We start from the raw sequence: 11,499 nt of genomic DNA, 5'->3' as shown, positions 1-11,499 counted from the left end.
GCCTTCATTGTGACGGTTGTGCGACAAACGGCACGGGATCGCAACGAGTTCGTGACGGAACCTTCATTCCGTCTTATCGTCCACTTAACTCGCGTCAGTAGTGTGACTGGCGTCAAGTACCTGCCCGCGCCAAGCGGCACCGCCGGCGGAAAGCAGCGCAACGGCCGCTGCGGCGGCCTTTTCCGGGCCTTGGGCGGCCGGATCCTGGTCAACTGAATAGGCACGGGCGCGCAGCGCGGTCCGCAGCGGGCCCGGATACAGGCCGCTGACCCGGACCGGGCTGCGGCCGAGTTCATCATGCAGGCTGGCGATCAGCCCGCGCAGCCCGTGCTGGGCTACGCCGTAGCCGCCCCAGTAGGCCTGCCCCACCCTTTCAGGTGCATCGACGGCGAACACCAGGGCCGCGTCGTCCTGCTGTTTCAGCAACGGCAGGCAGGCCTGGGCCAGCCACGCCGGGGCGGTCAGGGTGACGTGCACGGCGCGGGCGAAACTGGCCGGGTCGGCCAGCTCGAAGGGGGTCAGGCCGGGGAAATGCGCGGCACAGACCAGCAGGCCATCCAGCCGCCCCAGCTCGCGCTGCAGGGCTTGGGCCAGTTCGGCATAGTCATCGGGGCCGGCGCCTTCCAGGTCCAGCGGATACAGCAGGGGCTCGGGGCCCACGGCCTGCACCTGGGCATAGACCCGGTCCAGTCGCCGCGGCTTGCGGCCCATCAGGACCACGGTGGCCCCGGCTTCGGCGGCCGCGACGGCTGCGGCACTGCCCAGCCCGCCACCGGCACCGGCGATGAGCACCACGCGATCCTGCAACGGACGGCCATCGAGCGCCGCATCGGTCGCCGACGTCGATGGCCAGGCACTCATCCCTGGGTGGCCTCTTCGACGATGCGCTTGAGCTCGCCGGCTTCGAACAGCTCCATGACGATGTCGCAGCCGCCGATCAACTCCCCGTTGATGAACAGCTGCGGGAACGTCGGCAGGTTGGAGAAGCGCGGCAGGTTGGCGCGGATCTCCGGTTCCTCAAGCACGTTGACCGTACGCAGGGCGACGGCACCGGCAGCCATCAACGCCTGCACGGCACGGCTGGAAAAGCCGCACATCGGGTATTGCGGGGTGCCCTTCATGAACAGCACGAGCGGGTAACGATCCACCTCGGCCTGGATTTGCTGCATTACCGCCACACCTCACTCCTTGCTTCGCCGGACAAACCGACCGCAGTGGTCGGCTAGACTGCCCACGGTAGCCGCCATTGTAAGCCGATGGAACCGGCTGCCGCCGCCCCCTGGCCACGAACCTGTCCATGCCCGTCGAATTGCCTGCCCTGCCCTACCTTCCCGGCTCCCTGCAGCCGCACCTGTCCGCGCTGACCGTGGAGCTGCACCACGGCCGCCACCATCGCGCCTATGTGGATGCGGTCAATGCCGCCATCGTCGGCACGGAATGGGAAGAAGCGACATTGGAGGACATCGTCCGCCAGGCCCAGGGCAAGCTGTTCGATGCGGCCGCGCAGGCCTGGAACCACAGCTTCTACTGGCAATGCCTGCGCCCGCGTGGCGGCGGCGAGCCGCAGGGCCGGCTGGGCGAACTGGTCAAGCGCCAGTTTGGCGATGGCCAGCGCCTGCGCGAGGAGTTCAACCGCGCTGCGCTGGGCCTGTTCGGTTCCGGCTGGGTCTGGCTGGTGCAGCATCCCGGCGGCCAGCTCGGCATCCAGGCGACCCGCAACGCGGGCACGCCGCTGACCGGCGACAGCACGCCGCTGCTGTGCTGTGACGTGTGGGAACACGCTTACTACACCGACTACCAGAATGAGCGCGCGCGCTATCTGGAAGCGTTCTGGCAACTGGTCAACTGGGAATTCGCGGAGAGCCAGCTGCGCTGAGGCGGACGCCGGCATTGCGGGCCGCCGGGCATGGCCCGGCGCTACCGTAGATGCCCACCTTGGTGGGCATTGCCGGCCAGCGGCCGGCATCACCGGGATCAGCCGTTGCGCAACGCGTGCACGGCCGGGGCCACCTGGTCCTGGCGGTCCAGCTCCAGGCCGACCTGCAGCAGAGCATCGGCCAGCGCGTTGGCATCATCGTCGCGCAGGGTCGCGTGACCGACCTTGCGGCCATCGCGCGGCTGCTTGCCGTAGTCGTGCCAGTGGCCGCTGGCCTGGCCCAGCACCGGTGCCGCATCGGGCATGGCGCCCAGCCAGTTCAGCATGCAGGCATGGCCGAGCATGCGGGTGCTGCCCAGGGGCAGGCCCAGCACGGCCCGCAGATGGTTCTCGAACTGCGAGGTCTCGCTGCCTTCGATGGTCCAGTGGCCGGAGTTGTGCACGCGCGGCGCCATCTCGTTGGCCAGCAGCTCGCCATCGCGGCAGAACAGCTCCAGCGCGAACACACCCACATAGCCCAGGTGCTCGGCCACACGGCGCGCATAGCCAATCGCCGCCTCATGCTCGGCGTCGGACAACACGGCCGGGGCCACGCTGGCCGAGAGCACGCCATCGACATGCCAGTTGCCGGTAACCGGCCAGGCCTGGAAGCTGCCGTCGCGGCCGCGCACGGCGACCACGCTGACTTCGCGCTCGAAGGCGACGAAACCCTCCAGTATCAGGCCGGTGCGCTCGACCTGGGCACCCAGCGCGCCCCATGCCGCGTCGATGTCAGCCTCGCTGCGCAGGCGGAACTGGCCCTTGCCGTCGTAGCCCAGGCGGCGGGTCTTGAGGATGCACGGCAGGCCGAATTCGGCGGCCTTGGCAGCCAGCTCATCGCGGCTGCGGATATCGGCAAAGGCCGGCAGCGGAATCCCCAGCTGCTGGAACAGCGTCTTCTCGCTCAACCGGTCCTGCGCAACGGCCAGCGCCGACGGCGGCGGATAGACCGGCACCTGCCCGGCCAGCCACTGCGCACTGTCGGCAGGCACGTTCTCGAAATCGAAGGTGACCACGTCGACCTTGGCGGCGAACGCCGCCAGTGCCTCGCGGTCATCGAAGGCGGCCACGGTGAGCGGCGCCAGCGGGCCGCTGCAGGCGTCGGCCGCCGGGTCGTACAGCTCGAAGCGCAGCCCCAGCGGTGCACCCGCCAGTACCATCATGCGGGCGAGCTGGCCGCCGCCCAGGATGCCGACGGTCAGGCTCATTGGCGCGGATCGTCGTGGGCCATGACATCTTCGGTCTGGCGCGTGCGGAAGGCTTCCAGCGCCTGGCCGATGGCCGGCTGGTCGCTGGCCAGCATCGCCGCAGCGAACAGCGCTGCATTGGATGCGCCGGCATTGCCGATGGCGAAGGTGGCGACCGGGATGCCGGCCGGCATCTGCACGATCGACAGCAGCGAATCCATGCCGTTGAGGGCCTTGGACTGCACCGGCACGCCCAGCACCGGCACGGCGGTCTTGGCGGCGATCATGCCCGGCAGGTGCGCAGCCCCGCCGGCACCGGCGATGATCGCGCGCAGGCCGCGCGGGCCCGCTTCTTCTGCGTAGCTGAACAACACGTCCGGGGTGCGGTGGGCGGAGACCACCTTCACTTCGAACGGAACACCCAGGGCTTCAAGCTTCTGGGCGGCGTGCTGCATGGTTTCCCAGTCGGAGCGGGAACCCATGACGATGCCGACAAGCGGCGCGATCGGGTTGGGGGTCATTGGCCGTCACCTGCCTTAAAGACGTATTCTAGCCGTCTTCCACGCAAGACGAAGAACCATGGATCGCAAGCTGCTTGACCTGCTGGTGTCGCCGGACACCCGCCAGCCCCTGTCCCTGCTGGATGGCAAGGGCCTGGAAGCCCTCAACAAGGCCATTTCCGCCGGCTCGGTGAACAAGGCCGATGGCAACCCGCTGGCCCAGCCGCTGCGCGAGGCGCTGGTGACCCGCGACCGCAAGCAGGTGTTCCGCGTGGACGACGGCATTCCGGTGCTGCTGGCCGAAGAGGCCATCCCGACCGCGCAGATCGCCGATTTCCCCGCCGCATGACCGCCCTGCCGACGCCGGATGCGGCCCTCGTCGCGGCCGATGTCGCCCGCGCGTTGGCCGAGGACCTGGGCAGCGGTGACGTCACCGCCGCCCTGCTGCCCGACCAGGCCGACAGCGCCTACCTGCTGTGCAAGCAGGATGCGGTGATCGCCGGCCGCCCCTGGTTCGACGCGACGCACCGCGCCCTGGATCCGCAGGTGCGCATCGAATGGCGCGTGGCCGAGGGCGACCGCGTCGCCGCCGGCACCGTGCTGGCCCTGCTGCACGGCCGCAGCCGCAGCCTGGTCAGCGCCGAACGTACCTCGCTCAATTTCCTGCAGACGCTGTCCGGCACTGCCACCACCACCGCCGGCTACGTGGCAGCGGTGGCCGGCACCGGCACGCGCATCCTCGATACCCGCAAGACCCTGCCCGGCCTGCGCCTGGCGCAGAAGTACGCCGTGCGCTGCGGTGGCGGCGACAACCACCGCTTCGGCCTGTACGACACGGTGATGCTGAAGGAAAACCACATCCGCGCCGCCGGCTCGCTGCCTGCCGCCGTGGCCGCCGCGCGCCAGCAGTGGCCGTCGCTGCCGCTGGTGGTGGAAGTGGAAGACCTGGACCAGCTGCGGCAGGCGCTGGACGCGGGCTGCGAGCGCATCCTGCTGGACGACTTCGATGCATCGCTGCGCCGCGACGCGGTGCGCATCGCCGCCGGCCGCATTCCGCTGGAAGTGTCCGGCAGCGTCGGCCTGGACGGGCTGCGCGCGATTGCCGAGGACGGCGTGGACTGCATTTCCATCGGTGGACTGACCAAGCACGTGCAGGCCATCGACCTGTCGCTGAAGCTGGGGCCGCCGCCGGGTTGAGGGCGCGCGCGGGCGCTACCGCTTCGCTCGCCGGGCATGGCCCGGCGCTACCGTTCTCACACCCTGCGTTCACGACGTCACTGCGACGCTGCGGCCATCCCCCACAGGAGCCGCGCATGCGCCGGATGCTGTTGCCTGCCTGCCTGCTGCTGGCCGCCGCGCCGCTGTCAGCCGCCGCCGCCGAAGCCTGCGACGTACCTCCGCGCTTCGGCCTGAGCCCGTTGGCCATCTCCATCCGCAACGCCGCCTGCAATGAACACCGGCTGTGGTACCGCCCCTTCATCGATCGCGAAGGGCGCGCGGCCAGCCTCGGTGTCACCGAAGCGGAAAGCGAGCACCTGGCCGACAACGGGCTGATCGCCTGGCAACGCGTGGCCAGCTACTGGCGCGACAGCGGCACGCTCAATGCCATGGGCAGCATTCCCGGCGCCAGCAGTTGCCTGGCGCCGCTGGGCACGCGCTACACCGACAGCGACTGCCGCGCCTTCCTCGTGGACAACCCGTGGTCGGCCGCCTTCATTTCCTGGGTGATGACCCGCGCTGGCGTGCCCGGCTTCACCACCTCGCCGCGGCATATCGACTACATCCGCGCCGCCTACCAGGCCGGGCCGTCCGGCGTTCCGTACCGGCTGGTGGACCCGGCCACGGCCAAGCCGGCACCGGGCGACCTGCTGTGCTTCCTGCGTGACCGCAGCAGCACGCTGAGCTACAGCGGGCTGGTGCAGGCGCTGGGCAACGGCTCGGTCGGGCACTGGAAATCGCACTGCGAAGTGGTGGTGGCCGCCAACCTCGGCGGCGACCAGACCCTGTACCTGGTGGGTGGCAACGTGATGAACACCGTGGCCATGCGCCTGCTGCAGCTGGACCGCACGGGCCTGATCCAGCTGCCGCCGGCACGCGACCGCAGCAGCAACGGCATCGAGCCCGCCTGCACGCCAGGCCGCGAGGATGAGTGCAGCTTCAACCGCCAGGACTGGGCCGCGCTGCTGCAGCTGACGGCACCTGCGCTGCGGGTGGCACCGCCGCCGGCCCCACCGCCCCCGAATGGACAATGAGCAGGGTGGCTTGATCCGCTGCGTGTTCGCCGCCATCTTTGCGGGATCGAACCTGCACGCGTGACGCCATGCCTACCCTGTTGTTGCTGCTGATCGCCGGCGGCATCGTCTACTTCTTCTGGAACGCCGCGCGTTCGGCGGCCGAACGTGCCGTTGAGCTGGGCCGCAATGCGTGCCGCGCCGCCGATGTGCAGTGGCTCGACCAGGCGGTGCACGCCACCGGCATGCGCCTGTCGCGTGGCGAGGATGGCCGGCTCGGCTTCGAGCGCACCTTCAAGTTCGAGTATTCCTACGACGGCATTGATCGCCATGTCGGGCGCATGGTGCTGCGCGGCGACCAGCTGATCTCGTTCACCGGCCCGGGCGCGGCGCGGATCAGCAAGATCCGCGCGGATGTCGAGGATGCAGAGGACATTTAAGCGGTAGCGCCGGGCCATGCCCGGCGAGCGCAGCGGTAGAAGTGTGCCGACCAACGGTCGGCACCCACCCTTGTTTCATGGTGTGCCGACCAACGGTCGGCACATGCCGTTACTTCACTACGCGCAGGGTCGGGCGACCCTTCGGCGGCGGGCTGGTCGGCGGCCGGTCGTCCGGCGGCGTGTCGCCTGACGGCGTTTCGCCCTCATGCAGCAGCTCATCGCTGGCCGGTGCCGGCTCGGTGCCCGGAATATCGTCCGGCAGCGCCATGCCCTGCCCGGTCTCGCGCGCGTACACGGCCAGCACCGCGCTGATCGGCACCTGCACCGGATAGCTGGTGCCGGAGAAGCGCGCCGAGAAGCTCACCATCTCGTTGTTGATCATCAACTGCACCACCGCGCGCTCGGCGATGTTGAGCACCACCCGGCCATCCTTCACCGCCGAAGGCGGGACCTGGACGCCGGGAACGCCGGCGTCGACCAGGATGTGCGGGGTCAGCTGGTTGTCGTTGATCCATTCCACCAGCGCCCGCAGCAGGTACGGGCGGTGGCTGGTCATGTGGAAGAAGTCGTCGGTCATGCGTGAAGTGTACGCGCCCGACGCCCCTGCCGGGGCGGATCGCCTGCACGCCGGTGGGCATGCAGACGGGATGCGGCCGCCGGGCTCAGCCCGGCAGGTCGCGCAGCTTCTTTTCCTGGTCGGTCAGGCTGCGGACGAAACCGGGGTGGCGGAAGATGCGGTTGCCGTAATCCTCGATGGCCTTGCCATCCTTGGGCAGTGGCACGTCCAGCGACTGCAGGCGCCAGATGATCGGTGCCATGGCGCAGTCCGCCAGGCTCATTTCCGGGTTGAGGAAGAACTTGCTGGCCTTGAACAGCGGCAGCGAGGCGGTCAGCAGCTCCTTCAGCCGCTTGCGGCCGGCCTCGGCCTGGGTCTTGTTGCCCAACTGGATGGCCTGCACCTGCGGCACCCAGTCGTGTTCGATGCGCAGCATGGCCAGGCGGATGCGCGCACGCGAGAGCGGATCGACCGGCATCAGCGGCGGATGCGGGTAGCGCTCGTCGAGGTACTCGCTGACCACCGAGGCGGCGTACAGCACCAGCTCGCGCTCGACCAGGGTCGGCACCGAGTGGTAGGGGTTGAGGTCGATCAGATCTTCAGGCGGATTCTGCGGGTCGACAGGAACGAAGTCATAGCTGACCCCTTTGGCCGCCAGGACCAGGCGTACCCGGTGGCACAGGACATCATCGTTCGAGGAAAACAGCGTCAGTGTATTGCGCATGCGTACGCTCGCCGCCATCAAAGGCTCTCCCACGACAGGGGACCGCCTGCCGCATCGGCGCCGCCAGCACCGTGCCGGCGGTCGACTCCTCCCCGAGTGTGCAACCGACCATCACAAAAGCCAATAGGCTTTGCGCTGGGGCGGCCGCAGAATCAGTGCACGTCCTTCCAGTATTCCTTCTTCAGCAGGTACAGCAGGAAGGTCAGCAGGGCCAGGAACAGGATCACCCACACGCCCAGCTGCTGGCGCTTCAGTGCGGCCGGTTCACCGGCGTATTCAAGGAAGTTGGTGATGTCCCGCACGGCCTGGTCGTACTGCCCGGCATCGACGTTGCCCGGCGATTCCAGGCGCAGGCCGGTGACCGGCGGGTCCATGCCCGGCGCTTCGGCCTTGCCGTGCTCCGCGTGCTGCAGGCCCTGCATCTCCCACAGCGGGTTGGGCATGGACGCGTTGGCGAACAGGGCGTTGTTCCAGCCCAGCGGACGGCTGCTGTCCAGGTAGAACGACTTGAGGTAGGTGTAGATCCAGTCGCTGCCGCGTACCCGCGAGATCAGGCTGAGATCCGGCGGCATCTTGCCGAACCATTTCTCGGCCTGTTCCTTGGGCATCGCCACCGGGATCGGATCACCGATCGCCGAGCCGGTGAAGTTGAGGTTGGCCATCACCTCTTCCTCGCTCAGGCCCAGGTCCTGGGCCATGCGCGAATAGCGCAGGTACTTCAGCGCGTGGCAGCCGGAGCAGTAGTTCATGTACAGCTGCGCGCCGCGCTGCAGCGATGCGCGGTCACCCAGGTCGTTGCCGGCCTGCAGCAGCTTGGTGCCACCCTCGGCGGCGGAGGCCAGGAAACTGCCCAGCATCAGGGTGGCCATCAGGGCCAACCGGACCATCCAGCGATCAGTCATGGGTGGTCACCCTCTCCGGTACCGGCTTGGTCCTGTCCAACCTGGTCCATAGCGGCATGGTGATGAAGAACGCGAAGTACAGGAAGGTCAGCACCCGCCCGACGTAGGTTTCGTGCGCGTCGGTGCCCGGGCCCGAGCCGATCACGCCCAGCCAGACGAAGCACACCGCGAACACCCCCAGCAGTACCTTCGACAGCAGGCCGCGGTAGCGGTAGGACTTGACCCGCGCGCGGTCCAGCCACGGCACCAGGAACAGGATGGCGATGGCCGAGAACATCACCAGCACGCCGCCCAGCTTGTTGGGCACCACGCGCAACATCGCGTAGTACGGCGTGTAGTACCAGACCGGCTTGATGTGCTCGGGCGTCACCAGGCGGTTGGCCTCGGTGAAGTTGTCATGCTCCAGGAACAGGCCACCAAAGGCCGGCGCGAAGAAGATGATGAAGGCCGCGATGATCAGCAGGAAGCCGGCACCGACGCCATCCTTGAGCGTGTAGTACGGGTGGAAGGGAATGCCGTCGGCCGGGGCGTTCGGCGACCAGCGGTTGCCCTTCGGCCCCTTCTTGATCTCCACGCCATCAGGGTTGTTCGACCCCACTTCGTGCAGTGCCCCCAGGTGCAGCACCACCAGCAGCAGCAGTACCAGCGGCAGGGCGATGACGTGCAGGGCGAAGAAGCGGTTGAGCGTGGCGTCACTGGGCAGGTAGTCGCCCATGATCCATTCGGTCAGGCCGTTGCCGATGACCGGTATGGCACCGAACAGCGAGATGATGACCTTCGCGCCCCAGAACGACATCTGGCCCCACGGCAGCACGTAGCCCATGAAGGCTTCGGCCATCAGCACCAGGTAGATCAGCATGCCGAGGATCCACACCAGCTCGCGCGGTTTCTGGTAACTGCCGTACAGCAGCCCGCGGAACATGTGCAGGTAGACCACGATGAAGAACAGCGAGGCCCCGGTGGAGTGCATGTAGCGGATGAGCCAGCCCCACTCCACGTCCCGCATGATGTATTCGATGGAACCGAACGCCTCGGCGGCGTTGGTCTTGTAGTGCATCGTCAGGAAGATGCCGGTGACGATCTGGTTGACCAGCACCAGCAGCGCCAGGGAACCGAAGTAGTACCAGATGTTGAAGTTCTTCGGCGCGTAGTACTCGCTGACATGCTTGCGGTAGACCGGCATCAGCCCCGGCGCGCGGGCGTTGACCCAGTCGGCCACGCCGCTGGCGGTACGGGCGAGGATATTGGCCATCAGGCTGCCCCCTGCGGATCGACACCGATGATGATGGTGTTGTCGTCCTGGTAATGGTGCGCGGGCACCTTCAGGTTGATCGGCGCCGGCACGTCCTTGAAGACGCGGCCGGACATGTCGAAGCGCGATTTGTGGCAGGGGCAGAAGTAGCCGCCCTTCCACTGCGGGTCGTAGGGCTCGGGCCGGATCTCGGCGACCATTTCAGGCGAACAGCCCAGGTGCGTGCACAGGCCGACCAGCACGGAGATGTCCGGCTTGATCGAGCGCAGCTCGGGGTTCTGCTTGAGCACATAGTCCGGCTGCTGGTCCTTCTCGCCGGACTCGGGGTCCTTGAGACGGCCATCCAGCCCATGCAGTGCATCCAGGATCGCCTTGGACCGTTTGACGATCCAGATCGGCTGGCCACGCCATTCCACGATCAGGCGTTGGCCTTCCTGCAGGGCGCTGATGTCGGCCACCACCGGTGCGCCGGCAAGCTTGGCGCGGGCACTGGGGTTCCAGGATTTGATGAAAGGAACTGCGGTGAATCCGACGCCGACGGCGCCCACCACGGCTGTGGTGGCAGAAAGAAAACGCCGACGTCCGGTGTTGACTGGATCGTGTACCCCATCGTTGGCCATCCGGCACTCCGATATTGATTAGGTAGCTTTAAGGCTGCCAGCGGATCCGGTGGGGGCCAGAGCCGCATTGAATCATGGGCGAGTGTAGCGGAACCGTCTCGCGCCACACAACGCATTGCAACAATCTTTTGAACGCGTGCCGACTGACAGTCGGCACCTACCGACAGTCGGCACCTACCATCGAATGCGTGCCGACCAACGGTCGGCACCTACTGCTTGCTCAATTCGGTGCGGTAGCGATCGGCCAGCTGGCCGACGCGGCGCACGTAGTACTGGGTTTCACTGTAAGGCGGTACGCCACCGTGGCGGTCGACCGCGCCTTCGCCGGCGTTGTAGCCCGCCGCGGCCAGGGTCAGATCGCCATTGAAGCGCTTCAACAACCATGCAAGATACTGCACGCCGCCACGGATGTTCTGGCTGGCGTCGTAGGAATCACTGACCCCGAAGCGTGCGGCGGTCGGCGGCATCAACTGCATCAGGCCCTGCGCGCCGGCGCGGCTGAGCGCGGTCGGGTTGTAGGCCGACTCGGCATGGATGATCGCGCGCACGATTGCTTCTTCCACGCCGAACTCGCGCGCAGCCGAAGAGATCTCGGTCTGGAACGCGGTGGTGTTGAGGCGCACGCTGCCGAAGTCCACGCGCGGATTGACCCCGCAGGCATAGCAGCGCTCCATGAAGCTGTAGCGGATGGTGCGCACCGGGCCAAGGTTGGCCACCTGGGTGGGGCGCGCACTGGTGTAGTGGCGCACCCCGTCCTGCATGTACGAATAGACCTGGCCACTGACCATGCGGCCACCGCGCGGCGTGGCGGCAGCCTTGGCTGCGGGTGCAGCGGCGGGCGTGGCGGCGACGACGGGGCTGGCAGCGCTGGCGGCAACCGCGACCGGATTGCGCTCGGCACTGGCCACCTGGGTCGGGGCCGGGGCCGTGCTGGCGGTCTGCACGGGCGCGGCGGCCGGTACCGCGCGCGGCGCAGCCGGGCGGCGGGTGTCGCGGGTATAGCTGATGCTGCTGCAGCGCGCGCCGGGCACGCGCTTGCTGACATAGCTGGTGACGCCGTCGGCGCCCTGGCACTTGAACAGGGTGCCGGCGCTGGCCGGCGCAGCGGTCAGCGCAGCGATGATGATCGCCGTTGTCCCCAGTATCCCCTTCATGGCGGCGAGTGTCCCAGC

15 protein-coding genes are annotated in these 11,499 nt (G+C 67.9%); 5 read left to right on the top strand and 10 right to left on the bottom strand.

The window, feature by feature from the left end; translation table 11 throughout:
• Nucleotides 1-84: 84 nt before the first annotated feature.
• Entirely contained in the window at nt 85-861 is a 777-nt protein-coding gene (locus tag IAE41_RS02895; protein WP_079221361.1) for an SDR family NAD(P)-dependent oxidoreductase, read from the bottom strand.
• Nucleotides 858-1,178: a Grx4 family monothiol glutaredoxin gene (gene grxD, locus IAE41_RS02890; RefSeq protein WP_079221360.1), complete on the bottom strand. Its 321-nt coding sequence runs from the start codon at nt 1,176-1,178 to the stop codon at nt 858-860. Before grxD ends, IAE41_RS02895 begins: the two co-directional genes overlap by 4 nt.
• A 119-nt stretch (nt 1,179-1,297) precedes the next feature.
• Between grxD and IAE41_RS02885 the strand changes: the two genes are divergently transcribed.
• The gene (locus IAE41_RS02885) at nt 1,298-1,876 is read left to right on the top strand and encodes a superoxide dismutase (protein ID WP_108759613.1); all 579 of its coding nucleotides are present in this window, start codon (nt 1,298-1,300) and stop codon (nt 1,874-1,876) included.
• Between the two features lie 98 nt (nt 1,877-1,974).
• Here IAE41_RS02885 and IAE41_RS02880 read toward each other — a convergent pair whose 3' ends face one another.
• The gene (locus tag IAE41_RS02880; RefSeq protein WP_200732011.1) at nt 1,975-3,123 is read right to left on the bottom strand and encodes a 5-(carboxyamino)imidazole ribonucleotide synthase; all 1,149 of its coding nucleotides are present in this window, start codon (nt 3,121-3,123) and stop codon (nt 1,975-1,977) included.
• Nucleotides 3,120-3,623: a 5-(carboxyamino)imidazole ribonucleotide mutase gene (purE, locus tag IAE41_RS02875; RefSeq protein ID WP_079221357.1), complete on the bottom strand. Its 504-nt coding sequence runs from the start codon at nt 3,621-3,623 to the stop codon at nt 3,120-3,122. Before purE ends, IAE41_RS02880 begins: the two co-directional genes overlap by 4 nt.
• 58 nt (nt 3,624-3,681) lie before the next feature.
• On the opposite strand from purE, the gene IAE41_RS02870 reads away from it, so the two are divergent.
• The 4 genes from IAE41_RS02870 (at nt 3,682) to IAE41_RS02855 (ending at nt 6,273) form a co-directional block, all read left to right on the top strand.
• On the top strand, nt 3,682-3,951 hold the full coding sequence (locus tag IAE41_RS02870; protein WP_108746345.1) for a Trm112 family protein: 270 nt from the start codon (nt 3,682-3,684) through the stop codon (nt 3,949-3,951).
• Nucleotides 3,948-4,799 (top strand): carboxylating nicotinate-nucleotide diphosphorylase, encoded by an 852-nt coding sequence (gene nadC, locus IAE41_RS02865; RefSeq protein WP_200732010.1) that lies wholly within the window; start codon nt 3,948-3,950, stop codon nt 4,797-4,799. The genes IAE41_RS02870 and nadC overlap by 4 nt, the downstream gene beginning before the upstream one ends.
• A gap of 116 nt (nt 4,800-4,915) precedes the next feature.
• A complete protein-coding gene (locus IAE41_RS02860) occupies nt 4,916-5,854 on the top strand; it encodes a DUF2272 domain-containing protein (protein WP_200732009.1) in 939 nt (312 codons plus the stop codon).
• A 68-nt stretch (nt 5,855-5,922) separates the two neighbouring features.
• Nucleotides 5,923-6,273, top strand: coding sequence for a DUF3301 domain-containing protein (locus IAE41_RS02855; RefSeq protein WP_200732008.1), 351 nt, complete (start codon nt 5,923-5,925; stop codon nt 6,271-6,273).
• 109 nt (nt 6,274-6,382) lie between these two features.
• Here IAE41_RS02855 and IAE41_RS02850 read toward each other — a convergent pair whose 3' ends face one another.
• The 6 genes from IAE41_RS02850 to IAE41_RS02825 form a co-directional block, all read right to left on the bottom strand.
• The gene (locus IAE41_RS02850; protein WP_108759618.1) at nt 6,383-6,850 is read right to left on the bottom strand and encodes a ClpXP protease specificity-enhancing factor; all 468 of its coding nucleotides are present in this window, start codon (nt 6,848-6,850) and stop codon (nt 6,383-6,385) included.
• Between the two features lie 85 nt (nt 6,851-6,935).
• Nucleotides 6,936-7,571, bottom strand: a complete 636-nt coding sequence (locus tag IAE41_RS02845; protein WP_108759619.1) for a glutathione S-transferase N-terminal domain-containing protein — start codon at nt 7,569-7,571, stop codon at nt 6,936-6,938.
• Between the two features lie 134 nt (nt 7,572-7,705).
• A complete protein-coding gene (locus IAE41_RS02840) occupies nt 7,706-8,455 on the bottom strand; it encodes a cytochrome c1 (RefSeq protein WP_200732007.1) in 750 nt (249 codons plus the stop codon).
• Nucleotides 8,448-9,707 carry a cytochrome bc complex cytochrome b subunit gene (locus IAE41_RS02835; RefSeq protein WP_079221349.1) on the bottom strand — a complete coding sequence of 420 codons (1,260 nt, stop codon included), beginning with the start codon at nt 9,705-9,707 and terminating at the stop codon, nt 8,448-8,450. The genes IAE41_RS02840 and IAE41_RS02835 overlap by 8 nt, the downstream gene beginning before the upstream one ends.
• Nucleotides 9,707-10,327, bottom strand: coding sequence for a ubiquinol-cytochrome c reductase iron-sulfur subunit (petA, locus tag IAE41_RS02830; protein ID WP_004151998.1), 621 nt, complete (start codon nt 10,325-10,327; stop codon nt 9,707-9,709). The genes IAE41_RS02835 and petA overlap by 1 nt, the downstream gene beginning before the upstream one ends.
• Before the next feature lie 209 nt (nt 10,328-10,536).
• Entirely contained in the window at nt 10,537-11,481 is a 945-nt protein-coding gene (locus tag IAE41_RS02825) for a lytic transglycosylase domain-containing protein (RefSeq protein WP_079221348.1), read from the bottom strand.
• Nucleotides 11,482-11,499: the final 18 nt, after the last annotated feature.

Source organism: Stenotrophomonas sp. S39 (genome assembly GCF_016624665.1).
Lineage (GTDB): Bacteria > Pseudomonadota > Gammaproteobacteria > Xanthomonadales > Xanthomonadaceae > Stenotrophomonas.
This window is presented reverse-complemented; position numbering and strand designations above follow the sequence as displayed.